We start from the raw sequence: 26,420 nt of genomic DNA, 5'->3' as shown, positions 1-26,420 counted from the left end.
CGGCACAGGAACGCACAAAATGCGGGGCAAGGCGCGGAAAGGCGCCTTGCCCCGTTTTCGTCAGGCCGGGCGCACCACCAGTTGTGGTTCGCCGTTCGACGTGTGGCGGGCCGACCGACCGTCCCAGCCGATCTGACCACTGACGCGCTGCCTGAACGAGGAGAAGCTGTCAAAGGTCACCACGTCGACCGGAGTGTCGAACTGCAGCGTGATCCGCCGCTGCGCGCCGTCGCCCAGCATCGTCAGGCCGCGGATTTCCCCGGTGAAGGGCTGGCCCAGATAGGTGCCCCGCACGCGGTCTCCGACCTTCAGGTGCAGCCGGTTTCCGGCCAACGCGTGCAACGTGTTCCAGTCGCGCGCGCCGTGCTGATGGGCGATCATCTCAAGCGATTGCGCATGGCTCAGGGCCACGCCTGCGCCATGCAGTTTCTCGCGCAGGCGTTTGGCCTGCACTTTCAGCTCGCCCACCGGGGCGATGTTTCGGATCTGTGTCATGTCTTGCCTCGTTTCCAAAAACGGCGCGAGTATTGGACGGGGCTCGCCTTGCCATCCGCGCGCCGGGAAAGGGCAACAGATGTGGTTTGAACCGGGTTTCACCAAAGCCAAACGGCCGCGAGCGGCAGGAGACCCGAACCTGTGCGCCTTGTGGCAGGCGCGGAACCCCAAGTCAATCAGGCATCGGCCTGCGCCGCTTCATAGGCCAGCATGGCGCGTTTGACGGGCAACCCCCAGTGATAGCCGCCCAGCCCCCCCGATTTGCGCAGCGCGCGGTGGCAGGGGATCAGCCAACTGACCGGGTTGCGGCCCACCGCCGTGCCCACCGCCCGCACCGCCTGCGGCGCACCCACGGCCTGCGCGATCTGGGAATAGGTCGTCACCTGGCCCGAGGGGATCTGCATCAGCGCCTCCCACACCTTGATCTGCAAGGGTGAGCCGATCAGGTACAGCGGCGTCGGCTCCAGGCGGTCGCTGGCCGCGCCGAAGGCCGACAGGACCCATGGGCGCAGGCGCATCGGATCCTCGACATAGTCGGCCATCGGCCAGCGCGACAGCATGTCCTGCATCGCGGCCTCTTCGCCGGTCTCGGCCGCAAAGGCCATGCCGCAGATGCCCTTGGCCGTGCCCATCACCAGCGCCGGGCCAAAGGGGCTTTCGAACCAGCCCCAATAGATGGTCAGCCCCGCGCCCTTGCGGGCGTATTCGCCGGGGCTCATCGCCTCCCATTTCAGGAACAGGTCGTGTAGGCGGCCACTGCCGGACAGGCCGACACTGTGCGCGGTCTCCAGCGTGGTGAACCGCTCGCGCAGCAGCGCCTTGGCATGGCCCAGCGTCAGATATTGTTGGTAGCGTTTCGGCGACACGCCTGTCCAGCGCGAGAACAGGCGCTGGAAATGCGCAGGACTCATGTCCATCTGGCGGGCCAGTTCTTCCAGCGACAGGGACTCGCCGCCCCTGTCGATCAGCTCGATCGCTCGCCGCATCACGTTGTAGTGGTACCCGGATTCGGATGTTTGGACGTTCATGGCATTCACCTTGCTGTGGCTTGCACCATCCTAGCCGGGCCGGGCCCGACGGGGCGACCCGAAACTTGCGCATTGCCGGTGCAGCGGGCTTTGGGCTTGTCACCCGGCACCGCGGGCGGCATTAAGGCCCGGATGGCAAAGCAGCTTGATTATCACACGATCCGCGAGATCTTTACCCGGTTCCAACAGGCCGACCCCGAACCCAAGGGCGAGCTTGAGCATGTGAACGCCTATACCCTCGTCGTCGCCGTGGCGCTATCGGCGCAGGCGACCGATGCGGGCGTCAACAAGGCCACCCGCGCGCTGTTCAAGATCGCCGACACGCCGCAGAAGATGCTCGACCTCGGCGAAGAGGGGCTGATCGAGCACATCAAGACCATCGGCCTGTTCCGGCAGAAGGCCAAGAACGTCATCAAGATGTCGCGCATCCTGGTCGAACAGTACGGCGGCGAGGTGCCCAACTCGCGCGCGGCGCTGCAGTCGCTGCCGGGCGTTGGGCGCAAGACCGCCAACGTGGTTCTGAACATGTGGTGGCGGCACCCGGCGCAGGCGGTCGACACCCATATCTTTCGCGTCGGCAACCGCACCGGCATCTGCCCCGGCAAGGACGTGGACGCCGTGGAACGCGCCATCGAAGACAACATTCCGGTCGATTTCCAGCTGCACGCCCATCACTGGCTGATCCTGCACGGCCGCTATCACTGCAAGGCGCGCAAACCGATGTGCGCCACCTGCATCATCCGCGACCTGTGCCAATTCGAGGACAAGAATCTATGAAAACCTACCAGCTTGTCGGCATCGGCAATGCCGTCGTCGATGTCATCAGCACCTGCAGCGACGATTTCCTCGAGATGATGGATATCGAGAAGGGCATCATGCAGTTGATCGAGCGCGAGCGGGCCGAGCTGCTTTATGCCTCGATGGAGAACCGGGTGCAGACGCCGGGCGGCTCGGTTGCCAACACCATCGCGGGCGCGGGCGCGTTGGGGCTGGACGCGGCCTTTATCGGGCGGGTGCATGACGACCGGCTGGGGCATTTCTATGCCGACGCGATGAACGAGGACGGGGTGGATTTCGTCAACCCGCCGGTACAGGATGGCGAGCTGCCGACCTCGCGGTCAATGATCTTCGTCTCGCCCGATGGCGAGCGGTCGATGAACACCTATCTGGGGATTTCCTCGGAACTGAGTTCCGCCGACGTGCCGCGCGAGGTGGCGGGCAACGCGCAGATCATGTTCCTCGAAGGGTATCTGTTCGACAAAGACAAGGGCAAAACCGCGTTCCTCGAGGCCGCGCGCGACTGCCGCGAGGGCGGCGGCAAGACCGGCATCGCCATTTCCGACCCGTTCTGCGTGGAACGTCACCGGGCGGATTTCCTGTCGCTGATCGAGAACGAGCTGGATTTCGTGATCGGCAACGAGGCCGAGATCAAGTCACTGTTCGAGACCGACGACCTGGAAAAGGCGCTGCGGCGCACGGCGGCGATCTGCCCGCTGGTGGTCTGCACCCGCTCGGGCGACGGGGTGACGGTGCTGAGCGACGAGGGCCGCATCGACGTGCCGGTCGAGAAGATCGTGCCGGTGGACGCCACCGGCGCGGGCGACCAGTTCGCCGCCGGGTTCCTGTTCGGCATGGCGACGGGCCGCGACCTGGAGACCTGCGCCCGCATCGGCAACGTCTGCGCCCGCGAGGTGATCAGCCATATCGGCCCGCGGCCGGATACCAACGTGCTGGAGTTGTTGCGGGAAGAACGGTTGGTTTGAGGTCAAACCTACCTTTTCGGTTCTTTCGCAATCACAGTGGTCAAGGTGCGTGTCGTTCGGCTTCGGGTGATTCCAATCGCACCAAGAACCAAAGCGCACGCTATGGCTTGGGGCGCCGTGATTGCTTCGCCAAAAACAACAAATCCGACCACGAACATCGTGGGCAATTCTATGCTTCCAACGACCGCGGTTTGAGAGGCGCCGATCAACGGCGAGCAGATCGTGTAGATGAGCTGAGGCACAAGCGCCGTGACCAGGCCAATTCCGACGATCAAGATCCAGTCGGATTGCCCCTCCGGGAGCAACTGTTGCACATCGGCACTCAGCATCAGCGGAAAGAGCCCAAGAACCGATCCCAAGGAAACCGAGGCTATGCGCGCTAGCGGCGCGATGCGGGACAGCCTGTGGACCAAAACACAAATACCGAAACCAAAGCCGAACGGGGCCGCCAGTGCCACCAATAGAGTTGGTATGTGTTGTGGTGACACGGATGCGGGCGAACCAGCAATGATTGCAGCCAGAACAATAAGGCCAGAAGCGAGCAAGGCGCTCCGCGTGGGTGCATCAGAGAAAAGCGCCCAGGCAATGACCAATGTAAAAACCGGATAGGTCATGTAGAGCACGCCTACGGTTGACGCGGGCAAGGTCTCCAACGCAGTCACGTATCCGATCCACCCAAGTCCCATCACGGCTCCTGCCGAGAGGCCCCAACAAATCTCGCGCCAAGCTTTGCGGTGCATGACGAGAACGGGCAGCAGCAGAATTGCCGCGACGATGTAGCGGTAGAATGCGACGGCATAAGGCGCGACACCCTGCTGCGTCAGCCCTCTGCTGAAATAGGGCACCAGCCCAAAGCAGATCGACGCGAAAAGAACGCCTGCAACCGCAAGCGCATAGGGAATAGCCGTTCCGGTTTGTGTCGAGGTCTTTGCCATGACCAAGGCCTAACACAGGTTCGCGAATTTCATAGCAGAGAACCATGGACCGGGAACTTTGTGCGCAATGCGGAACCCACTCGACCGGGGTCTAGTTCACCCCAAATACCCCCCAAACGCCTCCATCACCCGCTCGTAGACCGCGCGCTTGAATGGCACGATCTCGGCGATCAGGCGGTCGGGGTCCTGCCATTTCCAGCGGGTGAACTCGGGGTGGTCGGTCTGAATGTCGATCTGATCGTCGGTCCCCAGAAACCGCATCAGGAACCATTTCTGCTGCTGCCCGCGAAAGCGGCCCTTCCAGATGTGGGGCACGATGTCGTGCGGCAGGTCGTAGGGCAGCCAGCCGTCGGTCTCGGCGACGATTTCCACAAGGTCGGGGGTGACGCCGATTTCCTCCTGCAACTCGCGCAGGGCCGCCGCGCGCGGGTCTTCGCCCTCGTCCACGCCACCCTGGGGCATCTGCCAGGCGTCCTCGAACCGGTCGTTGCGCTGGCCGACGAAGATCCTGCCCTGATCGTTCATCAGCATCAGGCCGACGCAGGGGCGGTAGGGCAGCTTGGCGATCTGTTCGGGGGTCATGGGGGTCTCCGGGCTTGATGTCGCCCCATTCCTAATCGGTCGTTGCGTCAGTGCAAGGGTCTGACGCGGCGTTTGGCGTGACATGACCTGCGCGTAAAGCAATGGTGCGCGCAAGCAAGGGAGATTCTGATGACCGACTACCCACACCTGCTGGCCCCGCTGGATCTGGGCTTTACCACGTTGAAGAACCGGGTCCTGATGGGCTCGATGCATACCGGGTTGGAGGAAACCGGCGACTGGAACCGGGTGGCCGAGTTCTATGCTGCCCGCGCGCGCGGTGGTGTGGCGCTGATGGTGACGGGCGGCATCGGGCCAAACCTCGAAGGCTCGGTCCTGCCGGGTGCTGCGATGATGACCAGTGACAAAGACGTGGCGAACCATTCCGTCGTCACCGATCGGGTGCATCAGGCGGGCGGCAAGATCGCCATGCAGATCCTGCATGCGGGCCGCTATGCCTATGGGCCGAAATGCGTGGCGCCCAGCCCGGTGAAGTCGCCCATCTCGCCCTTCCCGCCGACCGAGCTGGACGAGGACGGCATCGAGAAACAGATCAGCGACATCGTGAACGCCGCCGTGCTGGCGCAGAAGGCGGGCTATGACGGGGTCGAGATCATGGGGTCCGAGGGGTATTTCATCAACCAGTTCCTCGTGACCCACACCAACAAGCGCACCGACCGCTGGGGCGGGTCCTATGAGAACAGGATGCGTCTGCCGCTGGAAATCGTGCGCCGCACCCGCGCGGCGGTGGGTACCGATTTCATCATCATCTACCGGCTGTCGATGATCGACCTGGTGCCGAATGGTTCGACTCATGACGAAGTGGTGCAGCTAGCGCAAGCGGTCGAAAAGGCTGGGGCCACGATCATCAACACCGGCATCGGCTGGCACGAGGCGCGGATTCCCACAATCGCCACCAGCGTCCCGCGCGCGGCATTTGCCTGGGTGACGAAGAAGCTGATGGGCAAGGTGGGGATTCCGGTCATCACCTCGAACCGGATCAACACGCCCGAAGTGGCCGAGCAGGTGCTGGCCGAGGGCTGCGCCGACATGGTCTCTCTGGCGCGGCCGATGCTGGCGGATGCGGATTTCGTGACCAAGGCGATGGCCGGAGAGTCAGCCAAGATCGCGCCCTGCATCGCCTGCAACCAGGCCTGTCTGGATCACACCTTCAGCGGCAAGCTGACATCGTGCCTTGTGAACCCGCGCGCCTGCCACGAGACCGAACTGGTGATCGAAAAGGCCGCCACGCCCAAGCGCGTGGCCATCGTGGGTGCGGGTCCGGCGGGCTTGTCCACGGCGATGACCGCCGCCCAGCGCGGCCATGACGTGACCGTGTTCGACAAGGCCGACGAGATCGGCGGCCAGCTGAACATGGCCAAGCAGGTGCCTGGCAAGGAAGAGTTCTGGGGCTTGGTGGACTGGTATCGCACCATGCTGGACGATCTGAGCGTCAAGGTCGAACTGGGCCGCGAGGTTGGCGCCGACGATCTGGCCGGGTTCGACGAGGTGGTGATCGCCACCGGCGTCAACCCGCGCGACCCGCAGATCCCGGGCGAGGACCGCGACAATGTCGTGAACTATATCGACGTGCTGCGCGACAAGGCTCCGGTAGGAAAATCGGTGGCGGTGATCGGCGCGGGCGGCATCGGCTTTGACGTGTCGGAATACCTGCTGGAGGAGGGCCATTCGCCCACCACCGACCTGCCCCTGTGGATGAAGGAATGGGGCGTCGCCGACCCCGAACAACACCGCTCGGGCCTCGCGCCCGAAGGCCCTCAGCCCGAGGCACCCAAGCGGCAGGTCACGCTGCTGCAGCGCAAGAAACAGGCGCATGGCAAGGGGTTGGGCAAGACCACCGGCTGGATCCACCGCGCGACGCTTAAGATGAAGAACGTCAACTTTGTTGGCGGCGTGAACTACGAGCGGATCGACGACGAGGGGCTGCATGTCTCGTTCGGAGAAGAGCGCGCCGACCCGACCGTCATCAAGGCCGATACGATCGTTCTGTGCGCCGGACAGGTGCCCGAGCGGTCGCTGGCCGATGCGCTGATCGAACGCGGGATCACCCCGCATGTGATCGGCGGCGCGGATGTGGCGGCCGAACTGGACGCCAAGCGGGCGATCAACCAAGGCACGCGGCTGGCCGCTGCGCTCTGAGCGCGGCCGTCGGTCACTCCTCGACGGTGATCGTGATCACCTCGGACAAGACCGGCGGGGAGTGCGGCACATGCCCGGCGTCGCCCAGAACCAGTTGCAGCGTATGCGGGCCGGGGGCTAGGTCCAGCGTTACCTCGGTCTGGCCGCCGCCGAAATGCATGTGATGCGCGTCTGACGGCAGGCCATTGGACAGTTCGTCGGCCCCGTCTTCGCCCTGCCCCAGCGGCGGGCGGTCGATCAGCAGGTGATGATGGCCGGTGTTCTCCTTTTCGGTCCCGGCCGGTGCGACCCCCATGCCGCTGAGACCGAAGACGATGGTCACCGGCGACGTCACCGCGTCGCCATCGGATGGATCCACGAAATAGACCTTGGCGTCGGGATTGGATGCGGTTGGCCCTCCGGCCTGCGCGACCGATGCCACAAGGCAAAATATGCACGCGAATATGATCTTCATCATCATCTCCTTGGTCAAGGAATTGCCGATCCCAGCGTAACATGCGCAGGCAAATGCTCCAAAAACCGCCGGAACATCAGGGCGTCAAACGCCCAAGACACCACTGTTTCCGCGTTTCCGAAGCGCAAACGATCCAATTCGAAACCCTGATATTATCCCATGTCTGCCCCGTTTCCGCCCAGATTCAAGGCCATGGTCGGACAACGAACAGAAGACCTGGGGAACGAGAATGGACCGACTGACCGAAATGGAGGCCTTTGCCAATGTGGTGGACCAAGGTGGTTTCACCGATGCGGCCAAGAAGATGGGCATTTCCAAATCAGCCGTGTCAAAGCATGTGTCGAGCCTCGAGGCCCGGCTGGGCGCGCGGCTGCTGAACCGCACGACGCGCCGCGTTTCGCCGACCGAGATCGGGCTGGCCTACTACGACCGCGCCCGCCGTGTGTTGAACGACGCCGGAGAGGCCGACGCGCTGGTAACCTCTATGCAATCGGCGCCGTCGGGCCTGCTGCGGATTTCGGTTGCGACGGATTTCGGCGTGAATCACCTGTCGCCGGTCCTGTCTGAATTCCTGGCCGCCTATCCCGACATCACCGTGAACATGGTATTGAACAACCGCTATGTCGAGCTGATCTCGGAAGGGTTCGACGTGGCCGTCCGCATCGGCGAGCTGGAAGACAGCACCCTGCGCGCCCGCAAGCTGACGGAAACGGTCAAACGCATGGTGGCCGCCCCCAGCTATGTGGAACGCTTTGGGCTGCCCGCAAAGATCGACGATCTGAACGAACACAAGCTGCTGCATTACTCCAGCCAGTCCTCGGGCAATGTCTGGAAACTGACGGCGCCGTCGGGCGAAAAGCGGCAGGTGCGCACGGCCGGATGGCTGAGCGTGAATGACGGGCAGTCGCTGCTGAACGCGGCGATCTCGGGGTTGGGTATCGCCTATCTGCCCAGCTATCTGTATGCGGATGCGCTGAAATCGGGCAAGGTGGTGGACGCGATGCCGTCGCTGCCGGACGAGGTACAAGGCATCTATGCGGTGTACCCGCCGGGCCGGTTTACCCAGCCCAAGGTGCGCGCCTTCATTGATTTTCTTGTCGACTCCTTCGCTGAAAAGGGGCCGATGGACTGGTAATTCTCCCGGTGGCACCTGAACGGCCCGCGCGTCCTGCGTGGGCCATTTTTTTGTGCAAGGCTCAGTTGACCAGCAACACCGCCTCGACCCGGCGGTTCAGTTCGCGGCCTTCCGGGGTGGCGTTCGACGTCAACGGCGCCAGATATCCCACCCCTTGCGCCTGTACCCGGTCGGGGGCAATGCCGTGCCGTTCGATCAGGCGGGTTCGCACGGCCTGGGCACGGCGGGTGCTGACATCGATATTCGCCTGCAGGTCTCCGGTGTCGTCGGTGTGGCCGACCAACGCCAGCCGCGCCCCCGGATTGTCCGCCAGATAGGCGGCCAACAAGGCCAACGAGGCAAACGGACCTTCGCCCAGTGCGACGGCGCCGGATTCGAAACTCAAATCATCCAGGATAACATGGCCATCGCGCGTCAGATCGGACAGAAGGCCGCCTGCGCCCTGAACCGTCTCTTCGACCACCAGGGGCGGCGGTTTTGCGCCTTGGGGTGTGACGCGGATCATCTGCAGATACCCATCGGGCGGGCTGCGGCTGACCAGCAGGGTCAGCACTTCTTCGCCGCGCGTCGCGGACAGAAAGCGATAATCGTTGATGGACACGTTCATGTCGGGGGTCGGCACCACCTCGATGGCAAAGCGGAAATCGAAACCGCCGCAGTTGCGGGCCTCGCATTCGAACACGATGTCATAGCCCTGTGCCTTCAGATGGTCACGCAGCGGCGCCAGCAACTGCAGCGTGGTGCTGGACCCCGCCTGCAGGCGCCAGGTGATCCGATCGACCCGCCCTTCGACCGGACGCACCGGCACCGAGCCGTCGGCAAAAGGCCCGATCGGCATGTCATAGCTGTCCAAGGGGCTGATGCGTTCGCTGACCTGCCGGGCGCTGTCAGGCAGCGTCAGGGTCTGGGCCGCAACCGGCCCGCCCAGCAGCCAGATCAGCAAGGCGGCACGGCGGATCATCGCGACTGGGCGTGGTAGCCGTCATTGGGCTGCATCGCCGTTGCGCTGGCCACCCGGTTGGTCATATTGAAGAACCCGGCCACGTTGGCGATGTCCCAGATGTCGCGATCCGAGAACCCCACGTCGCGCAGGCGCTGGCGGTCGGGCTCCTCGATCTCGGCGCTGGCGGTGGTCATCTTGGCCGCAAAGTCCAGCATCGCACGCTGGCGGTCATCCAGAGGCGCCACACGGTAGTTCATCACCAGCATCTCGCCCAGTTTGGGATCGCCCGACATCTGCCGCACTGCCGCGCCATGCGCCACCAGGCAATAGAAGCAGCGGTTGATCGACGACACTACGACCGCGATCATCTCACGCTCGAGCTTGGAGAGGTTGCTGTCGGCCAGCATCAGGTCGTTGTACATGGCCGTGAAGGCATTCAGCTTGTCGATGTCAAAGGCATAGGCCTTCAGCACGTTGGGGATCATGCCCAGCTTTTCGGTGCAGATGTCAAAGTACTTCTGCGTTTCGGGCGGCAGCGGGTCCACCATCGGCAGGTTCAGCGCGGTGGGCATGTCGGTGTCAGTCACGGCTGTCTTTCTCCTCTCAGACCAGCTGGCGGTAGTGGTACTCTCCGACGTGTTCCATCCCCAGAGAGCGGTAGAGCGCGTTGGCCCCCTCATTCGCCTTGGTGCAGATCACGCTAAGGGTATGGGCGCCATTGTCCAGCGCCCAAAAGGCCGCGGCGCGCATCGCCCAGCGGCCCAGCCCCTGCCGGCGATGGGCCGGCACGATCTCGAGCGCATGCAGCATGGCGATGCCGTCATGGATGGCCACGAAGGCGGTGCCCGCCGGCTGATCGCGGTGGCGCAGCAACAGGCCGGTCTTGGGGCCGGAGGCGCGCTCCATCACCGCAAGGCGTTCGGGGCCGATGCCCCCCTGCGCCCAGATCTCGCGCATGATGGCCAGCGGCTCCCACAGGGTAAAGACGGTCACCGGCGGCACCGGCTGCTCGGTCAGCCGCGCGACCGGGCAGGCATAGATGTTGACCGGATCGAGGATCTCAAAGCCCCGCGCGGCCAGCATTTCGTCCAGTGCCTCATCACCCGGGCGCAGGCAAAAGATGCGTTTCTGGCCCATCGCCTGCATGGCCGCCTCGGCCGCGTCGATATCCGGCGGGGTGACCGGGCCGATACGGCTGGCCGCGGACACGCGCGAGCCGCCCCCCAGCCCTTCGCGCAGCAGGAAGGGACCAAGTTGCGTGTACCGCGCAGCGGGCCATGTGCCGTCGACGACGGCGGCCCAGTCGGGCCTCACAGGTCAAGCTCCCTTGCCAGGCGGGTGATGGCGGCGTCGATACGGGCGCCGTCGGTGCCGCGCACCACCACGTTGGCGCCGAACACGCCGTTGATCTGAAACGGGTAGCAACCGATCGACAGGTCGTCGAAATCCTGCGCCAGGGCCGACAGATTGGTGGCGATGTCGCCCTCTCCCCGGTCTACGCGCAGGGTCTGCGACAACAATGGCTTGCCTCCGGTCAGGGTGGGCAGCACGCTGGCCACCATCGCCCGGAACACCGAGGGCACCCCGGCCATCACGTGGACGTTGCCCAGGGTAAATCCCGGCGCGGTCGAGACCGGGTTGTCGATCAGCATCGCGCCATCGGGGATGCGCGCCATGCGCAGCCGTGCGGCGTTCAGCTCCAACCCGGCCTGGTCGTAGTGCGCCTGCAGCAGGGCACGGGCATCATCGCGCACGTCGATATGGGCCCCGAAGGCGCGGGCGATGCAATCGGCGGTGATGTCGTCATGGGTCGGGCCGATGCCCCCGCTGGTGAACACATGGTCATAGGCCTGCGACAGCGCCTTGACGGCGGTTTCGATGGCCTCGGCGTCATCGCTGACGATGCGGACCTCTTTCAGGTCGATGCCATGCTTGGTCAATTCCTGCGCCAGAAAGTGCATGTTCGCGTCGCGGGTGCGGCCCGACAGGATTTCATCCCCGATCACCAGCATTGCGGCGGTTGGGTTGGGCATGGCGCGCTCTCCTCTTGATCGACATTTGAGGCAGGTATAGGCCCGTAACCATGCGCTTTCAAACCCCTCTTGTTCCCGCCCGCCTGATCCGCCGCTACAAACGCTTTCTGGCCGATTGCGTACTGGAGGACGGGCGCGAGGTGACGGCCCATTGCGCCAATCCCGGTTCGATGATGGGACTGGCCGAGCCGGGCATGAAAATCTGGCTGGAACCCAATGACGACCCCAGGAAGAAACTGAAATTCGGCTGGCGGCTGGTCGAGCACGAGAACGGCCATTTCACCGGGGTCGATACCTCGGTGCCCAATCGCGCGCTGCGGGCCGCGCTTGAGGCGGGCGAGATCCCCGAACTGGCCGCCTATGGCACCGTCCGGCCCGAGGTGAAATACGGCGAAAACAGCCGCGTCGATTTCCTGCTGACCGAGGCGGGATTGCCGGACGCCTATGTCGAAGTGAAAAGCGTGACCCTGTCGCGCCAGCCCGGTCTGGCCGAATTTCCCGACAGCGTGACCGCACGCGGCACCAAGCATCTGGGCGAACTGGCGGCGATGGCGGAGGCCGGGCACCGAGCCGTCATGCTGTATCTGGTGCAGCGCACCGACTGCGCGCGGTTCGAGCTGGCCGCCGATATCGACCCTGCCTATGCGGCGCAATTTGACGCTGCGGCAGCGAAAGGGGTTGAACGGCTGGTCTATGCGACCCAAATCACGCCCAAAGGCGTCTGGATCGGGAACAAACTGTGACGCCCGCCACCGTGCGCCCTCTGGCACTTTCTGCACAAGCAGCGTAAAGAGGGTATCGCGCGCAACAATTGGAGCCCCGCGTTGATGAAGGAACATCGTGGCCGCCTGACGAAGGACGGCATCCGCATTTACGAACAGGCTGACTTTGCCGGCATGCACGCGGCAGGGGCGGTTGCGGCGCGGATTCTGGATGACATCGCCGAGCATGTCTTTCCCGGCCAGACCACGGGCGAGATCGACCGGATCATCACCCGGATGGTCGAGGATGCCGGCGCCAAGTCGGCCACCATCGGCTACAAGGGCTATCAGCACGCCAGCTGCATCAGCGTGAACCACGTGGTCTGCCACGGGATCCCGGGCGAGAAGAAGCTGAAGGATGGCGACATCCTGAACATCGACGTGACGGTGATCGTCGATGGCTGGTTCGGAGACACCAGCCGCATGTATGTGGCGGGCAAGCTGCCGCGCAAGGCCGAGCGGCTGATCCAGGTGACCCATGACGCCCTGTTCAAGGGGATCGAGATGGTCAAGCCGGGCAACACCTTTGGTGATATCGGCCATGCCATCCAAGCTTACGTCGAATCGCATCGCATGAGCGTCGTGCGCGATTTCTGCGGGCACGGGCTGGGCCGGGTGTTCCACGCACCGCCCAACGTGCTGCATTACGGCCGCCCCGGCACCGGCGCGGTTCTGGAAGAGGGCATGTTCTTTACCATCGAGCCGATGGTGAACCTGGGCCGCCCCGAGACCAAGACCCTAGCCGATGACTGGACCGCCGTGACCCGCGACAAGTCGCTGTCGGCGCAGTTCGAACATTCCGTGGGTGTGACCGCGGACGGGGTCGAGATCTTTACCCTGTCACCGGGCGGCAAGTTCCACCCGACCTACTGATCCTGATCCTGCTGCGCGCGCCACAGGGCGAGCAACAGCGTCTCTTGCCCCCATGGCGTCACCGCGTCCTGGATGAAGACGGGCGCGCGGCGCGGTTTGGGTTCTGGCCCTGTCTCGGTCTCGGCACTCTGCGCGGGAACCAGCGGGAAAATGGGCATGGCGTGGTCCATGACTCGCAACATAGCACGGCGCGGCCCCGGGTCCAAAAAAGGGCGGTTCAGCCACGCCACATCAGCGAGATATGGGTGTCGCCGTATTTGCGCGCATCGTGCAGCGTGAAGCCCTCGGGCGGGGCCATCGCGGCGTTCTCTTCCCAGACCACAAGCGCGTCATCGGCCAGCCAGCCGCCCTTGAGCGCCGCGGCAAGCGCCTTTTGCCCCATTCCCTTGCCATAGGGCGGATCGAGGAAGATCAGGTCGAACGGCGCGCCGGGATTGTCGCCCAGCCGTGTCGCGTCGCGGCGGATCAGGGCGGTGTGGTCGGCGCTGCGGGTCAGGTCGATATTCTTGCGGATCAGCCCCTGCGCCACCCGCCCATCATCAACCAAGGTGACATGCGCCGCACCGCGCGACAGCGCCTCGAGCCCCAAGGCACCGGTGCCGGCGAACAGGTCCAGCACCCTCAGCCGATCGAAGTCGACAAGGTGGTTCAGCACGTTGAACAGGCTTTCGCGCACCCGGTCTGTGGTGGGGCGCAGATGCGCGCCCGCGTCCCCCTTGCCGACCGAGGCCAGCGCCCGGCCCCGGAAATCTCCGGCGATGATCCTCACGCCTTGAGCAGCGGCTTCAGATCCGCTGCGGAATCGGCCACCACTGCCGGATCGGCGGTTTTGCCCGCGTCGATCAGGCGCTTGCCGACCATGTAGGCGCGCGAGTCGTTCATCGCGTCCACCGCCAGCAACTGATCGCCCCTGTAATACCAGAACGAGGTGGTCGCCCCCTCGCCCGGTCGGGTCACCACCCGGTCATAGCCCGTGTTCAGCCCAGCGATCTGCAGCTTCACGTCATACTGGTCCGACCAGAACCAGGGCGTGGCCACGTAATCCTTGCCCGCGCCCAGCATGTTCTGCGCCACCACCTCGGCTTGGTCGATCGCGTTGGGCACGCTTTCCAGACGGATGCGTCGGCCCTTGTAAGGGAACGAGGCACAATCGCCCGCCGCCCAGATATCGGGGGCAGAGGTGCGGCCCTGCGCGTCGGTCTTGATGCCGTTCTCGATGGCAAGCCCGGCCATCTCGGCCAGTTCGGTGGCCGGGGTGATGCCCACGCCGACCACCACGAAATCAACCGCCAGTTCCGTCCCGTCGCCAAGCACCGCGCCGGTGACCTTGCCATTCTCACCGGTGATCCGTTCCAGCCCGACGCCTTCTCGGATGTCCACGCCATGGGTGCCGTGCAGCGCGCGGAAATAGTCGCTGGTCTCGGGCGCGGCGACACGCTGCAGGATGCGGTCGGCCATCTCGACCAGCGTCACCTGCACGCCGCGCTTGGCACAGACGGCTGCGGCCTCGAGCCCGATATAGCCGCCGCCCACGATCAGCGCCCGAGCGCCTTCGATCACGGCGGGGGCCATCACGTCCACATCGGCCAGCGTGCGCACCACATGCACGCCCTCCAAGTCTCCGCCGATCGCGGCGGGCAGGCAGCGCGGATGCGAACCGGTGGTCAGGGCAAGCTGGTCGTAGGAGATCACCTCGTCGCCGATGGTAACGGTCTTGGCCGCCGGGTCGATCGCCGTCACCTGCTGACCCAGCCGCAGGGTAATATCGTTCTCGGCATAGAAACTTTCGGGGCGCAGGTAGAGCCGTTCCAGCTCCATCTCGCCCAGCAGGTAGGCCTTGGACAGCGGCGGGCGCTGATAGGGCAGCACGGGCTCAGCCCCGATCAGGGTGATCGCCCCGTCAAACCCGCCCTTGCGCAGCCCGGCCACCAGTGACGACCCCGCCTGTCCGGCTCCGATCACGACGATATGGCTCATCTGGTCCGCCCCCTGTCGATTTCCCGTGGCTTGTGCCACCCGCCCACCTATATTGCGGCAAGGAGCGAGTTTGCAATTTCAATCGACAGGAGCATGAAGATGATTTCAACCGGCGACACCCTGCCCGAAGCAACCCTGATCCAGATGGGCGAAAACGGACCGGAAGAGGTGCGGCTCTCCAGCAAGGTCAAGGGCCGCAAGGTGGTGATCTTTGCCGTGCCCGGCGCGTTCACCCCCACCTGCCATTCGGCCCATGTCCCCAGCTTCATGCGCACCAAGGACCAGTTCGCGGCCAAGGGCGTGGACGAGATCATCTGCGTGTCGGTCAACGACCCTTTCGTGATGAAGGCCTGGGGCGAGGCCACGGGTGCGACCGCGGCAGGGCTGACCATGCTGGCCGATCCGGCTTCAGAATTCACCAAGGCGATCAGCATGGATTTCGACGCCCCGCCCGCCGGCCTGATCGCGCGCTCCAAGCGCTATGCGATGCTGGTCGAAGACGGCAAGGTCGTGGCGCTGAACCTCGAGGAAAGCCCCGGTGCCTGCGAGATTTCGGCCGGAGAAGGCCTGCTGGCGGTTATCTGACCGCTAAAAGGAAAGCCAACCGCAGGTGCCCGCCCGGGCGCCTGCAAATGGCCGGATAAACGGCAAGGAGGATCTTGATGGCCTACATGAAAACACTGGCTGGGATCGGCGCCATGGTCGCTCTGACCGCCTGCGAGGTGCCACAGTCCCCTGTTGTTACCGGCCCCGACGGGCAGGCCCGCATCCAGATCAATACATCGGGTCTGACCTGCTATCAGACGCGCTGCCTCGACATCAATCCGGCCGCGCGCAGCGTTCGGATGGTGGGCAACCGCACCACAGGCATTCCGCGCGAAATAGATGTCAGCGATGGCACCGTGACCCCGGCCGAGTTCCAGCGGCTGGGTGAGGTTGCCCTGCTGGCCGGCGGAATGGGGTCGCGCGGCGACCGCGGCTAGAGCAGGCTGTCCATCTTGCGCGCCAGCTTGGCGTCCTGAGACGACAGGCCGCCCACGTCATGGGTGGTCAGAACCACCTCGACCGTGCGATAGACGTTGGACCATTCGGGGTGGTGGTTCCACTTTTCGGCAAAGATAGCCACCTTGGTCATCCAGCCAAAGGCATCGACGAAATCGTCAAAGATGAAGGTCTTGGTGATCGCGTCGCGGTCCTCGACCATGGTCCAGCCGTTCCTGAACAGCGGGTCCAGCAGCGGGCCGCGGGTCTCGGTGGACAGAAGTTCGCTCATTGCCGTTCCTCCGGGTTGGCTTTTCTGAACGGGCCGTAATCCGTCAGAATCTCGATCTCTTCCCCTACCGCGCGAGCTTCGGCCTCGAGGTACCGCGCGACGGCGTCCGCGAAGCCGGGATCGGCGATCCAGTGCAGGCTGTGCGTGCGCGTGGGCAGATAGCCGCGCGCCAGCTTGTGTTCGCCTTGCGCGCCAGCTTCGACGCGGGCCAGCCCCTGCGCGATGGCAAAGTCGATCGCCCTATAGTAGCACAGTTCGAAATGCAGGCAGGGGTGATGTTCGGTGCAGCCCCAATAGCGCCCGAACAAGGTTTTGCGCCCGATGAAGTTCAGCGCGCCGGCCACCGGGTATCCGCCCCGCTCGGCCAGCACCAGCGCGACGTCATCGGCCATGGTTTCGTGAACGATGTCAAAGAATTGCCGCGTCAGATAGGGCGAGCCCCACTTGCGCGCGCCGGTATCCTGATAGAATTCCCAGAACGCGTCCCAGTGTTCGGGGCGCAGATCGGCGCCGGTCAGGGTTCGGATCTCGCCGCCGAAGGCGTTGGCCTGCGCCCTTTCCTTGCGGATGTTCTTGCGCTTGCGCGAGGACAGGGCGGCGAGGAAATCGTCGAAATCGGCATAGCCATCGTTCAGCCAGTGAAACTGCTGCGAATCGCGCGCCAGCAGGCCCATCTGCTGCCCGGCCAGCGCCTCGGCCTGGGTGCAGAAGGTGACGTGCAGCGACGACAGGCGGTTGTCGGCGGCCAGTTGCACCGCCCCCTGCACCAGCGCCGACATGGCAATCCCGTCATAGCCGGGCCGTGTCAGAAACCGCCGCCCGGTGGCCGGGGTGAAGGGCACCGCGATCTGCAATTTGGGGTAATACCGCCCGCCCGCGTTTTCATAGGCATGGGCCCAACTGTGATCGAAAATGTATTCGCCCTGGCTGTGCGACTTGGCATACATCGGCGCGGCCCCGATCAGCAGGCCGTCCAGATAGGCGGTCAGGTATTGCGGCTGCCAGCCGGTGCCCCGCCCGACCGATCCGCTGTCTTCCAGCGCGCGCAGGAACCGGTGCGTGGTGAACGGGTCCAGCGGGCGGGTGCCGTCGGCGGCCTCGGGGCAGGCGCAACTGTCCCATTCGGCCGCCGGGATCTGATCCAGCGTCGACAGAACCCGGATCTCGATCTGTGACTGGTCCATGTGCCCTCCTGCGTCCCCCTGAACTATCTGTGACGCCGGCAGCCGGGTTCAACCCGGAATGGCGGCCAGATAGTTTTCGAAGGTCACGTTGTCGGCCACCTTTCGCGCCTCGGCCTCCTGTTCGGCCGAGCGCACCGTCCAGCACAGGATCGGCACGCCTTGCGCCTTCAACTCGGCGACGCGGGGTCGGGCCAGGTCCTGCACCTCGTGGCTGATGAAGCTGGCGCCAACCCGGTTGAAATCGGGGATGTCGCGCAGGTGGTCGCAGACCTCGGCCGGCAGATGCTCGACTTCGGGCTTATAGGAACAGGTCGTCAGCCCACGCGGAATCTCCGGCGCCAGCCGGGCCAGCTCGGCCACGGAGTGGGGGTTGAACGACATCAGCGCGACCGGACCGTCATAGGACTTCAGCAGCGCGACCGCATCCCGTTCCAGCCGCCCGTCCAAAGGCCCCATCGCACCGTGCTGATCCTTGAACTCGATCAGCAACGGCACGCGGCCCGCCACCAGTTGCAGAACTTCCTCAAGCGAGGGGATCCCCTCGTCCCCGTGCAGCAGCGGAAGGTCCGCGGCCTCGGCCCGGGTGATCTGCTGGATCGCGCCGGACTGGCCGGTCAGGCGCGTCAGGTCATAGTCGTGGAAAACCATGGCATGGCCGTCCGACGTCAGCTGCAGGTCAATCTCGATCCCGTAGCCCGCAGCAATGGCGGCCCGGATGGCCGCCCGGCTGTTTTCCGGGCGGGTCTGGCGAATGTCATGCAGCGCCCGATGCGCAATCGGCGCGCCCATGAACACACGAGGCAGAGACGGTGTCATTGGATCTCGAAAATCCCTTCGATCTCAACCGCGACGCCCAGCGGCAGCGACGCGGCGCTGACGGCCGAACGCGAATGGCGGCCCGCCTCGCCCAGCGCCTCGACCAAGAAGTCGGACGCGCCGTTGATCACCTGCGGCTGGTCGGTGAAATCGGCGGTCGAGTTCACGAAGCCGGTCAGCTTGATCACGCGCACCAGCTTGTCGATGTCCCCGCCGCAGGCCGCCTTGACCTGGGCCAGCAGGTTGATGGCACAGACCCGAGCCGCCGCTGCACCGGCCGCGACATCCATGTCGGCGCCCAGCTTGCCGGTGATCAACGCATCGTCCTTCGAGATCTGGCCCGAGACATAAACGATGTTGCCTACCCGCACGAACGGCACGTAATTCGCCGCCGGCGCCGGGGCGTCCGGCAGGGTCACGCCCATGGATTCCAGTTTTGCCGCGATGCTCATGTTCTTGTCCTCAGCTTCCGGTCTGTTTTCGGGACGCTAACCGGGAACTGGGTTCGCGAAAAGACGCAAAACCGTCATTTCCCCGCCAGTCTGCGAAACGGCGCGTTTTCTCTTGTCCCCGAGGTGTTGAACGCCGGCCACTTTACCTAGCGGATGTGCGCAGGTAACACGCTAGGAGTTTCATTTCGGGCAGAAAGCAACTATCTGCCGGAGAATTGGGCCGGTGCGAACAGGCCAAGAGTATTGATTGAGTGTCCGGTTGCCTTACATCCGGGCGAACGGGAGTGAATGAGACCGTGTCGAGCCGGATCCGTTTCAGACATGTCGCCCTTGCCGCGTTTTTGGCGGTGCTGTCGGCCTGCGCCAGCCAGCCGCAGGATGCCGCGACGCGGGGCGAGGTTTTCGACCCCTACGAAAAAACCAATCGGGGCATACACAAATTCAACCTAGGCGTGGACCGATTTCTGTTCCGCCCGGCGTCCAAGGGCTATGTCAAGATCGTGCCCGACCCGATGGTGACCAGTTTCAACAACTTCGCCGAGAACATCACCTTGCCCGGGCAGGCCGTCGATTACCTGCTTCAGGGCAATCTGAAACAGTCCGGAAACGCCCTGCTGCGCTTCGTGATCAACTCAACTGTCGGTGGGTTCGGCCTGTCCAAACCGGCGGACGAGCTGAACCTGCCGCAGGTCGATACTGATTTCGGCGAAACCTTGCATGTCTGGGGTTTCGGCGAGGGCGCCTATGTCGAGCTGCCCTTCTACGGCCCGTCCACCACGCGCGACGCGGTCGGCGTGGTGGTGAACCTGTTCACCAACCCGATCGACCTGGCGCCGACCCGCCCAGCCGACAACCTAGGCCTCTATGCCGAGGTCGTGCGCCGGATGGGCGATCGGGGCAGGTTCTCGGACACTGTCGATTCTATCCTCTATGAAAGCGCCGACAGCTATGCGCAGGCGCGCCTGATCTATCTGCAGAACCGCCGGTTCGAACTGGCACGCGACGATGAAGATACCTATCTGGATCTGTACTCGGACCCCTATGCCGACCTTGATGGCGATCCGGCCGTGGACGCCTATCTTGACCCCTACGAGGACCCCTATGCCGAATGACACATTGACCCGCCGCGGTTTTGTCTCCACCGCCCTGGCCGGCGTGGCGGCAGCCACCCTTCCCCTGCCCGCGCTGGCCCTGACCGAGGCATCGGCCAAGGTCCTGGTCGACAAGGTGGTGGCCGAGATCAACCGCGTCATCGAATCGGGCAAATCCGAAAGCGCGATGCTGCGCGATTTCGAGAAGATCTTCGTGCAATATGCCGATGTGCCGATCATGGCGCGCTATGCGCTGGGGGCGGATGCGCGCAGCGCCAGCCAAGCGCAACTGCGCGAATTCACCAAAGCGTTCCAGGGCTATATCTCGCGCAAATATGGCCGCCGGTTCCGCGAGTTCATCGGCGGTCAGGTCACTGTGAAATCGGCCCGCAAGATCAAGGCCGGATACGAGGTGCGCAGCACCGTCAAGCTGCGCGGCGAAGCCCCGTTCGAGGTAACCTTCCTGGTGTCGGACAAATCGGGCCGCGACAAGTTTTACAACATGTTCATCGAAGGGGTGAACCTGCTGCTGACCGAGCGCACCGAGATCGGCGCGATGCTGGATGCCCGCAAGGGTAATCTGGATCAGTTAATCCGCGACCTGAAAACCACCGGCTGACCCCGCCGGACCGGACCGCAAAAATGCCGCGCATCCGATATGCGCGGCATTTTCGTGCCCGAATAAGCGGCTCAGTTCAGCCGCTCGCCCGTGTCCTTGGCGAAATACGACACCTTGCTCATGTCAAAGGCCAGGTTCAGCATCTGCCCGGCCCTGGCGCTGGTTTCGGCATGCAGACGCGCGGTCACTTGTTTGCCGCCCAGTTCCGAAACGACATAGGTGTCCGCCCCCGCCGGCTCGACCATATCGACCAGGCAGGCAGCCTCCTGCACGCCGGCGCCGGCGCGGAACCCGGCCTCGGCGATGTCCTCGGGGCGAAGGCCCAGGATCACCTCTTCAGGCAGGTGCAGATCGCGCGTGTCCGTCAGCACGATCGGATCGCCCCCCGCACGCGCGATGGCGACCTGCGTGCCGGTCCCGTTGCGCTGGACCCGCGCCGGGATCAAATTCATTGCCGGCGACCCCATGAAATCGGCCACGAACAGGTTGGCGGGGCGGTTGTAGATCTCGGCTGGGGTGCCGATCTGCTGCACCACGCCGCCCTTCAACACCACGATCTTGGTGGCCAGGGTCATCGCTTCGATCTGATCATGGGTCACATAGACGATCGAGGCATCCAGCGTCTGATGCAGCTTCTTGATCTCGGTCCGCATCTCGACCCGCAGCTTGGCGTCGAGGTTCGACAACGGTTCGTCGAACAGGAACAGCTTGGGGTCGCGCACCAGCGCCCGGCCCATCGCCACACGTTGCCGCTGGCCACCCGACAATTGGCTGGGGCGACGGTTCAGCAACGGCTCGATCTGCAGAAGCGCGGCGACCTCTTTCAGCTTGGCGTCTTGTGTCGCCTGATCGACCCCGCGCACCTTCATGCCGAAGGTGATGTTCTTGGCCACCGACATGGTCGGGTACAGGGCGTAAGACTGGAACACCATCGCGATGTCGCGGTCCTTGGGGCTGACATGGGTCATGTCCTTGCCGCCGATCGACAGCGTCCCGCCCGAGATCGGCTCGAGCCCGGCGATGCAGTTCAGCAGGGTCGACTTGCCGCAGCCCGACGGCCCGACCAGCACCAGGAAATCGCCCGGTTCGATCGAGATGTTGATGTCCTTGAGAATCTCGGTTGCGCCGTAATTCTTGTACAGGTTTTTGATATCGAGGATGGGAGCCATGGGTTATCCCTTCACGGAACCGGCGGTCAGGCCGCGGATGAAATACTTGCCGGCAACGACATAGACGAGCAGCGTCGGCAGCCCCGCGATGATCGCGGCTGCCATGTCGACGTTGTATTCTTTGACGCCGGTGGTTGAGTTGACGATGTTGTTGAGCGCCACGGTCACGGGCTGCGTGCCCGCTTGGCTGAACGAAACGCCGAACAGGAAGTCGTTCCAGATCTGGGTGAACTGCCAGATCACCGTCACCACGATGATGGGCAGCGACAGCGGCAGGAAGATCGACCAAAAGATCCGCAGGAACCCGGCCCCATCCACCCGCGCCGCCTTGGTCAGCTCGGCCGGAATGGTGACATAGTAATTGCGGAAAAACAGCGTGGTGAAGCCCAGCCCATAGATCACGTGGACGAAGATCAGGCCCGGAATGGTGCCCGCAAGCCCCATCAGCCCCAGCAGCCGCGCCATCGGCAGCAGCACAACCTGGAACGGGATGAAGCAGCCAAACAGCATCAGCGAAAAGATGATGTTGGCCCCGCGGAACCGCCACTGCGCCACGACATACCCGTTCAGCGCGCCCAGCAGGGTCGACAGGATCACCGCCGGCACCGCGATCAGCACCGAGTTCCAGAAATAGGGCCGCAACCCTTCGCACTGAATCCCAGTGCAGGCACTGGACCAGGCGGTTTTCCACGCCTCGAGCGTGACGCCGCGGGGCAGTGCGATCAGGCTGCCGGTGCGGATCTCCTCGAGGCTTTTCAGCGAGGTCGTGACCATCACGAACAGCGGCATCAGGTAATACAGCGCGAACAGGCCCAGCAGGACATACAGCAGCCAGCGCAGCGCGGTCTTGCCGGCCGTGCCCTGCGCACGGGTTCGGGGCATCGACAGATCAGTCATTTTTCGCCCTCAGTTCTGAGTAAAGGTAAGGAACCACGATCGCAAAGACGACCAGCATCATGATCATCGCCGACGCCGCCGCCTGGCCGATGTCGCCCCGCGAAAACGCCATGGCGTACATGTAGGTGGCCGGCAGATCGGTGGCATAGCCGGGGCCGCCGCCGGTCAGGGCGATGACCAGGTCAAAACTCTTGATCGCAAGGTGGGCTAGCACGATGAAGGCCGACAGGAAGATCGGCGCCATCGACGGGATGATGATTGCCGTGTAGATCCGCCAGGTGGGGATGCCGTCGACCTGCGCGGCCTTGATGATCTCGCCATCGACCGAGCGCAGCCCGGCCAGGAACAGCGCCATCACGAAGCCCGAGCTTTGCCAGACCGCCGCCATCACGATCGTATAAATCGCGAAATCGGGGTTCACCAGCCAGTCGAAGGTGAAGTTTTCAAACCCCCAGCCCCGAACGGTGGCTTCAATCCCCAGACCGGGGTTCAGGATCCATTTCCACGCGGTGCCGGTGACGATCATCGACAGCGCCATCGGGTACAGGTAGATCGTGCGGATGAACCCTTCGACGCGGATCTTCTGATCCAGCAGGATGGCCAGCGCCAGGCCCAGTACCATCGCGATCACGATGAACAGCGCGCCAAAGATGTACAGGTTGTTGATTGCCGTGTCCCAGCGGGGCGAGTCGAACAGGCGTTCGTATTGCACGAAGCCCTTGATCTCGTATTTCGGCAGCAGTTTCGAGCGGGTCAGCGATACCCAGGCCGTCCATCCGATGAAACCGTAGACAAAGATCAATACGGCGATGAACGAGGGTGCCAGCACCACCTTGGGCAGGTGGTTTTCCAGCCATTCCGACATTTGAGCCTCCGGGGAGAAAGGTGCCCTGCCCGCGCATGGGGGCAGGGCGGGTTGGAGATCAGTAGCTGTTGGCCACTGCGTCAGCCAGTTGTTGCACGGCCTCTTGCGAGGACATGTCCGAGTTGAAATGCGCGGTCACCACGTCGGTGATCGCACCGGCCTGTGACCCGCGCAGCGCCATGCCGTGGGCATAGGACGGCAGCAGCGAGCCGTTTTCGGACGAGGTCGCCATGTCTTCGGCCGAGATGTTGGCGCACATGTCGAATTTGTCCAGCGACACGTCGGTCCGGGCCGGGATCGACCCCTTGTTCAGGTTGAACACTTCCTGGAACTTGGGCGCGACGATCAGCTTGGCCAGCAATTCCTGCCCGGCGCGCTTGTCGTCACCTTCCACGTCAAACATGGCAAAGCTGTCTACGTTATACAGGTATCCGTCGCCGGGGGTCGAGGCGCACAGGAAATCCTTGCCCGGTTCCTTGCCTGCAGCCAGGAATTCGCCCTTGGCCCAGTCGCCCATGATCTGGAAGGCGGCCTCGCCGTTCATGACCATGGCGGTGGCCAGGTTCCAGTCGCGGCCCGAGAAGTTCTCGTCAACGAAACCACGCAGAGTGCGCATCTGGTCGAACACCTTGACCATCGTGTCCGAGGTCAGCGCCTCGGCGTCCAGCTCGACCAGCGCCTTGTTGTAGAACTCGGGGCCGCCAAGGCCCAGAACGACCGTTTCGAACACGGTCGCGTCCTGCCAGGCCTGGCCGCCATGGGCCAGCGGGATCACACCCGCGGCCTGCAGCTTCTCGGCGGCGGCGTTGAATTCGTCCCAAGTGGTCGGCATCTCGATGCCATTGGCCGCCAGCACGTCGGCATTGGCCCAGATCCAGTCGACCCGGTGCACGTTCACCGGCGCTGCACACCAGGTGCCCTCGCACTTCATGTGCGCCGCGATCGAAGCGGGCAGAACCTTGTCCCAGCCCTCGGCCTCGGCCACGTTCGAGATGTCGGCCAGAACGCCTTCTTCGTACCATTCCTGGATCGCCGGGCCCTTAAGTTGAACCGCGGTCGGCGCGTTGCCGGCCAGAACCCGGGCGCGCAGCGCGGTCATTGCCGCGTCGCCGCCACCGCCCGCGACAGGCATGTCCGTCCAGGTGCCGCCATTGGCCGCGAATTCCTCCTGCAGAACGGCGACCGACTTGGCCTCGCCCCCCGATGTCCACCAGTGCAGAACTTCGGCCTGTGGCTCGGCCATGACCGAGGACGTGGCCAGAACGGCCAGCGACGACGCCGTGGCGAATGCAAAACGTTTCATGTTCGGTATCCTCCCAGAACCTATGTCATACCGCCGTTTGGGCGGCGATGCCGAATATTACCGGAAACAAACCGTCATCAGGCAACGGAAAATCTGGCCCGAACCCGGCGCCGGAGGCAATTTTTCCCGGCTTTTGTTACAGCATGTTACGTTGATCTTGAATCCGTTGCAGTCCGTTACAATTGAGGGCAGCGTCGTAGGGAAACTCAGGGAGGACGAACGTGAGCATTCCACGTTTGCTGGTTGTCGACGACGATCCGGAGATCCGGTCGATGCTGACCCAGTTCTTTCAGCAGAACGGGTTCATCGCCCTGCCGGCCGCAACCGAGGACCAGGTGCGTGCGCACCTGAAATCGGGCCGCATCGACCTGATCCTGCTGGACGTGATGCTGGGTGACGAGAACGGGGTTGAGATCTGTGCCCGCCTGCGCCGAGAACAGGACGTCCCGATCATCTTCGTGTCGGCCCTGTCGGCCGATCACCAGCGCATGGCCGGTTACGAAGTGGGCGCCGATGACTACATCGCCAAGCCGTTCAACCCGCAGCTGCTACTGGCGCGCGTGCGGGCGGTGATGCAGCGCGCGCGGCGCACGCCGTCTCTGGCCTATCGCCGGAGGATCCGTACGTTCCGCTTCGGCGGCTGGGTCTATGACGGAAAACGCGACGAGGTGCATGCCCCCGACGGCTATCAAGTGTCTCTTTCGCAGCGGGAAACCGCGCTGCTCAAGGTGCTGTTGGCCAATCCCCACATCCCCCTGACCCGCGACGAGATCGCCGCTGCGCTGGACGTGACCGGCAGCGGCGACAAGCCCGAGGCTCAAGGCCGCGCCATCGATGTTCTGGTCGGGCGTTTGCGCTCCAAGATCGAGGCCAACCCCAAGGATCCCCAGATGCTGCGCACCGCGCGCGGGGTGGGATACGTCTTTGCCTGCGACGTGGCCGTGGAAGACGAGGCATGACCCTGCGCCTGCGCAGTCTCGGCTGGGTCTGGGCCATCGGAGCCTTCGCCGCCGGATTGCTGGCGGCAGGGCTGTGGTTTGCTTCGGCCCGCAACTGGGACCGTTACCTGACCCGGGCCTACGCAGCCGGGTTTGCCGTCTACGAAAATTTGCGTACCGGGCGCGGCGCCCTGCCTGACATCACGACCACGCCGCTGTCTCCGCAGGCCGCACGGCTGGCCGAGGCCGGCGAGTTCGAACAACTGCCTGGCCTGCAGGAGCGGCGCTTCGTAACCAACCTGTCGATCCTGACCGACAGTTCTGCGCCGCTGGGCGGGCGCGAATTGACACTGGCCGTGATGTCCGACCGGCTGGTCTATCCGGTATCCGACATCGTTTCAGGCAGCGATCAGACCGGTCCGCAGAAAATGGGAAACCTGACCCGGCTGCTGGCCACCTATTGCAGCGAACCGGTCCTGATCGCCCGGTACGGCCGCGGTGCTTGGCAGCAGGTGGACGGAACACGGGTCTGGGGGTGCGGTGCCGCGCCGACCGATCTGCGCTTGCCGGCGATCCTGGCGGCGGTCGTAGCCTTGGCCGCTATCCTCACATCGATCGGCAATGCCACCGACAGTTTCGCCCGCTTCGCACAGGCGCTGCGCGACCGGCGCCGACAT

The 26,420-nt window shown here is 64.1% G+C and carries 31 protein-coding genes and 1 pseudogene; 12 read left to right on the top strand and 20 right to left on the bottom strand.

What is annotated here, in order from left to right; translation table 11 throughout:
* Positions 1-60: 60 nt before the first annotated feature.
* Positions 61-495, bottom strand: a complete 435-nt coding sequence (locus AC2FMN_RS16000; RefSeq protein WP_496689377.1) for a glyoxalase superfamily protein — start codon at positions 493-495, stop codon at positions 61-63.
* A 176-nt stretch (positions 496-671) separates the two neighbouring features.
* Positions 672-1,523: a bifunctional helix-turn-helix domain-containing protein/methylated-DNA--[protein]-cysteine S-methyltransferase gene (locus AC2FMN_RS15995; RefSeq protein WP_496689376.1), complete on the bottom strand. Its 852-nt coding sequence runs from the start codon at positions 1,521-1,523 to the stop codon at positions 672-674.
* 132 nt (positions 1,524-1,655) lie between these two features.
* Here AC2FMN_RS15995 and nth point away from each other — a divergent pair, with 132 nt between their 5' ends.
* Complete coding sequence (nth, locus tag AC2FMN_RS15990) at positions 1,656-2,300, top strand: endonuclease III (RefSeq protein ID WP_496689375.1); 645 nt, start codon at positions 1,656-1,658, stop codon at positions 2,298-2,300.
* On the top strand, positions 2,297-3,286 hold the full coding sequence (locus tag AC2FMN_RS15985; protein ID WP_496689373.1) for an adenosine kinase: 990 nt from the start codon (positions 2,297-2,299) through the stop codon (positions 3,284-3,286). The genes nth and AC2FMN_RS15985 overlap by 4 nt, the downstream gene beginning before the upstream one ends.
* Positions 3,287-3,294: 8 nt before the next feature.
* On the opposite strand, the gene AC2FMN_RS15980 is transcribed toward AC2FMN_RS15985, so the two are convergent.
* Both AC2FMN_RS15980 and AC2FMN_RS15975 read right to left on the bottom strand, forming a co-directional pair.
* Positions 3,295-4,221, bottom strand: coding sequence for a DMT family transporter (locus AC2FMN_RS15980; RefSeq protein WP_496689372.1), 927 nt, complete (start codon positions 4,219-4,221; stop codon positions 3,295-3,297).
* A 96-nt stretch (positions 4,222-4,317) separates the two neighbouring features.
* Positions 4,318-4,803: an RNA pyrophosphohydrolase gene (locus AC2FMN_RS15975; RefSeq protein WP_496689370.1), complete on the bottom strand. Its 486-nt coding sequence runs from the start codon at positions 4,801-4,803 to the stop codon at positions 4,318-4,320.
* 129 nt (positions 4,804-4,932) lie between these two features.
* On the opposite strand from AC2FMN_RS15975, the gene AC2FMN_RS15970 reads away from it, so the two are divergent.
* On the top strand, positions 4,933-6,960 hold the full coding sequence (locus AC2FMN_RS15970) for an FAD-dependent oxidoreductase (protein WP_496689368.1): 2,028 nt from the start codon (positions 4,933-4,935) through the stop codon (positions 6,958-6,960).
* A gap of 13 nt (positions 6,961-6,973) precedes the next feature.
* On the opposite strand, the gene AC2FMN_RS15965 is transcribed toward AC2FMN_RS15970, so the two are convergent.
* Positions 6,974-7,417 (bottom strand): DUF4399 domain-containing protein, encoded by a 444-nt coding sequence (locus AC2FMN_RS15965; RefSeq protein ID WP_496689422.1) that lies wholly within the window; start codon positions 7,415-7,417, stop codon positions 6,974-6,976.
* Between the two features lie 226 nt (positions 7,418-7,643).
* Between AC2FMN_RS15965 and AC2FMN_RS15960 the strand changes: the two genes are divergently transcribed.
* Positions 7,644-8,549: a LysR family transcriptional regulator gene (locus AC2FMN_RS15960; protein ID WP_149774265.1), complete on the top strand. Its 906-nt coding sequence runs from the start codon at positions 7,644-7,646 to the stop codon at positions 8,547-8,549.
* 61 nt (positions 8,550-8,610) lie between these two features.
* On the opposite strand, the gene AC2FMN_RS15955 is transcribed toward AC2FMN_RS15960, so the two are convergent.
* Genes AC2FMN_RS15955 through AC2FMN_RS15940 form a run of 4 tightly spaced genes read right to left on the bottom strand, consistent with a single transcriptional unit; the run spans position 8,611 to position 11,525 of the window.
* Positions 8,611-9,510 (bottom strand): OmpA family protein, encoded by a 900-nt coding sequence (locus AC2FMN_RS15955; RefSeq protein ID WP_496689366.1) that lies wholly within the window; start codon positions 9,508-9,510, stop codon positions 8,611-8,613.
* The gene (locus AC2FMN_RS15950) at positions 9,507-10,064 is read right to left on the bottom strand and encodes a peroxidase-related enzyme (RefSeq protein WP_496689420.1); all 558 of its coding nucleotides are present in this window, start codon (positions 10,062-10,064) and stop codon (positions 9,507-9,509) included. Before AC2FMN_RS15950 ends, AC2FMN_RS15955 begins: the two co-directional genes overlap by 4 nt.
* A gap of 31 nt (positions 10,065-10,095) precedes the next feature.
* Positions 10,096-10,806 carry a GNAT family N-acetyltransferase gene (locus AC2FMN_RS15945; protein ID WP_496689364.1) on the bottom strand — a complete coding sequence of 237 codons (711 nt, stop codon included), beginning with the start codon at positions 10,804-10,806 and terminating at the stop codon, positions 10,096-10,098.
* The gene (locus AC2FMN_RS15940) at positions 10,803-11,525 is read right to left on the bottom strand and encodes a competence/damage-inducible protein A (protein ID WP_496689362.1); all 723 of its coding nucleotides are present in this window, start codon (positions 11,523-11,525) and stop codon (positions 10,803-10,805) included. The genes AC2FMN_RS15945 and AC2FMN_RS15940 overlap by 4 nt, the downstream gene beginning before the upstream one ends.
* A 50-nt stretch (positions 11,526-11,575) precedes the next feature.
* Here AC2FMN_RS15940 and sfsA point away from each other — a divergent pair, with 50 nt between their 5' ends.
* Positions 11,576-12,268 (top strand): DNA/RNA nuclease SfsA, encoded by a 693-nt coding sequence (gene sfsA / locus AC2FMN_RS15935; protein WP_496689360.1) that lies wholly within the window; start codon positions 11,576-11,578, stop codon positions 12,266-12,268.
* A gap of 84 nt (positions 12,269-12,352) precedes the next feature.
* On the top strand, positions 12,353-13,159 hold the full coding sequence (gene map, locus AC2FMN_RS15930; RefSeq protein ID WP_496689358.1) for a type I methionyl aminopeptidase: 807 nt from the start codon (positions 12,353-12,355) through the stop codon (positions 13,157-13,159).
* Here map and AC2FMN_RS15925 read toward each other — a convergent pair.
* Genes AC2FMN_RS15925 through AC2FMN_RS15915 form a run of 3 tightly spaced genes read right to left on the bottom strand, consistent with a single transcriptional unit; the run spans position 13,153 to position 15,136 of the window.
* The gene (locus AC2FMN_RS15925) at positions 13,153-13,329 is read right to left on the bottom strand and encodes a hypothetical protein (RefSeq protein WP_496689357.1); all 177 of its coding nucleotides are present in this window, start codon (positions 13,327-13,329) and stop codon (positions 13,153-13,155) included. The two genes, map and AC2FMN_RS15925, sit on opposite strands and share 7 nt — an antisense overlap.
* 47 nt (positions 13,330-13,376) lie before the next feature.
* Positions 13,377-13,928, bottom strand: coding sequence for a 16S rRNA (guanine(966)-N(2))-methyltransferase RsmD (rsmD, locus tag AC2FMN_RS15920; RefSeq protein WP_496689355.1), 552 nt, complete (start codon positions 13,926-13,928; stop codon positions 13,377-13,379).
* A complete protein-coding gene (locus AC2FMN_RS15915; protein ID WP_496689353.1) occupies positions 13,925-15,136 on the bottom strand; it encodes an NAD(P)/FAD-dependent oxidoreductase in 1,212 nt (403 codons plus the stop codon). The genes rsmD and AC2FMN_RS15915 overlap by 4 nt, the downstream gene beginning before the upstream one ends.
* Before the next feature lie 99 nt (positions 15,137-15,235).
* Between AC2FMN_RS15915 and AC2FMN_RS15910 the strand changes: the two genes are divergently transcribed.
* The gene (locus tag AC2FMN_RS15910) at positions 15,236-15,721 is read left to right on the top strand and encodes a peroxiredoxin (protein ID WP_496680145.1); all 486 of its coding nucleotides are present in this window, start codon (positions 15,236-15,238) and stop codon (positions 15,719-15,721) included.
* Positions 15,722-15,798: 77 nt separating this feature from the next.
* Positions 15,799-16,119, top strand: coding sequence for a hypothetical protein (locus tag AC2FMN_RS15905; RefSeq protein ID WP_496689351.1), 321 nt, complete (start codon positions 15,799-15,801; stop codon positions 16,117-16,119).
* Here the strand turns inward: AC2FMN_RS15905 and AC2FMN_RS15900 are convergent.
* From AC2FMN_RS15900 to AC2FMN_RS15885, 4 genes are read right to left on the bottom strand one after another with little or no spacing between them, the layout of a single operon-like run.
* The gene (locus AC2FMN_RS15900; protein ID WP_496679980.1) at positions 16,116-16,409 is read right to left on the bottom strand and encodes a 4a-hydroxytetrahydrobiopterin dehydratase; all 294 of its coding nucleotides are present in this window, start codon (positions 16,407-16,409) and stop codon (positions 16,116-16,118) included. The genes AC2FMN_RS15905 and AC2FMN_RS15900 overlap by 4 nt on opposite strands.
* Positions 16,406-17,593 carry a GNAT family N-acetyltransferase gene (locus AC2FMN_RS15895; RefSeq protein WP_496689349.1) on the bottom strand — a complete coding sequence of 396 codons (1,188 nt, stop codon included), beginning with the start codon at positions 17,591-17,593 and terminating at the stop codon, positions 16,406-16,408. The genes AC2FMN_RS15900 and AC2FMN_RS15895 overlap by 4 nt, the downstream gene beginning before the upstream one ends.
* A 48-nt stretch (positions 17,594-17,641) precedes the next feature.
* Positions 17,642-18,409, bottom strand: coding sequence for a glycerophosphodiester phosphodiesterase family protein (locus AC2FMN_RS15890; protein ID WP_496689347.1), 768 nt, complete (start codon positions 18,407-18,409; stop codon positions 17,642-17,644).
* Positions 18,406-18,861 (bottom strand): RidA family protein, encoded by a 456-nt coding sequence (locus tag AC2FMN_RS15885; protein WP_496679985.1) that lies wholly within the window; start codon positions 18,859-18,861, stop codon positions 18,406-18,408. Before AC2FMN_RS15885 ends, AC2FMN_RS15890 begins: the two co-directional genes overlap by 4 nt.
* A 284-nt stretch (positions 18,862-19,145) precedes the next feature.
* Here AC2FMN_RS15885 and AC2FMN_RS15880 point away from each other — a divergent pair, with 284 nt between their 5' ends.
* Both AC2FMN_RS15880 and AC2FMN_RS15875 read left to right on the top strand, forming a co-directional pair.
* Entirely contained in the window at positions 19,146-19,973 is an 828-nt protein-coding gene (locus tag AC2FMN_RS15880) for an MlaA family lipoprotein (protein ID WP_496689346.1), read from the top strand.
* Entirely contained in the window at positions 19,963-20,571 is a 609-nt protein-coding gene (locus AC2FMN_RS15875; RefSeq protein ID WP_496689344.1) for an MlaC/ttg2D family ABC transporter substrate-binding protein, read from the top strand. Before AC2FMN_RS15880 ends, AC2FMN_RS15875 begins: the two co-directional genes overlap by 11 nt.
* A gap of 71 nt (positions 20,572-20,642) precedes the next feature.
* Here the strand turns inward: AC2FMN_RS15875 and AC2FMN_RS15870 are convergent, their stop codons facing one another.
* The 4 genes from AC2FMN_RS15870 to AC2FMN_RS15855 are packed head-to-tail and all read right to left on the bottom strand — an operon-like array spanning position 20,643 to position 24,805.
* Positions 20,643-21,740, bottom strand: coding sequence for an ABC transporter ATP-binding protein (locus AC2FMN_RS15870; RefSeq protein ID WP_496679989.1), 1,098 nt, complete (start codon positions 21,738-21,740; stop codon positions 20,643-20,645).
* A gap of 3 nt (positions 21,741-21,743) precedes the next feature.
* On the bottom strand, positions 21,744-22,637 hold the full coding sequence (locus tag AC2FMN_RS15865) for a carbohydrate ABC transporter permease (RefSeq protein ID WP_496689343.1): 894 nt from the start codon (positions 22,635-22,637) through the stop codon (positions 21,744-21,746).
* On the bottom strand, positions 22,630-23,502 hold the full coding sequence (locus tag AC2FMN_RS15860) for a carbohydrate ABC transporter permease (protein ID WP_496679993.1): 873 nt from the start codon (positions 23,500-23,502) through the stop codon (positions 22,630-22,632). The genes AC2FMN_RS15865 and AC2FMN_RS15860 overlap by 8 nt, the downstream gene beginning before the upstream one ends.
* A gap of 58 nt (positions 23,503-23,560) precedes the next feature.
* Positions 23,561-24,805 (bottom strand): ABC transporter substrate-binding protein, encoded by a 1,245-nt coding sequence (locus tag AC2FMN_RS15855; RefSeq protein WP_496689341.1) that lies wholly within the window; start codon positions 24,803-24,805, stop codon positions 23,561-23,563.
* Positions 24,806-25,026: 221 nt separating this feature from the next.
* On the opposite strand from AC2FMN_RS15855, the gene AC2FMN_RS15850 reads away from it, so the two are divergent.
* Positions 25,027-25,764: a response regulator transcription factor gene (locus AC2FMN_RS15850; RefSeq protein WP_496679997.1), complete on the top strand. Its 738-nt coding sequence runs from the start codon at positions 25,027-25,029 to the stop codon at positions 25,762-25,764.
* Positions 25,761-26,420 (top strand): annotated as a pseudogene (locus AC2FMN_RS15845) (sensor histidine kinase); the annotation flags it as partial. The gene AC2FMN_RS15850 and the pseudogene AC2FMN_RS15845, both read left to right, overlap by 4 nt.

It is taken from the genome of Ruegeria sp. BHSC037 (assembly GCF_059613045.1).
This window is presented reverse-complemented; position numbering and strand designations above follow the sequence as displayed.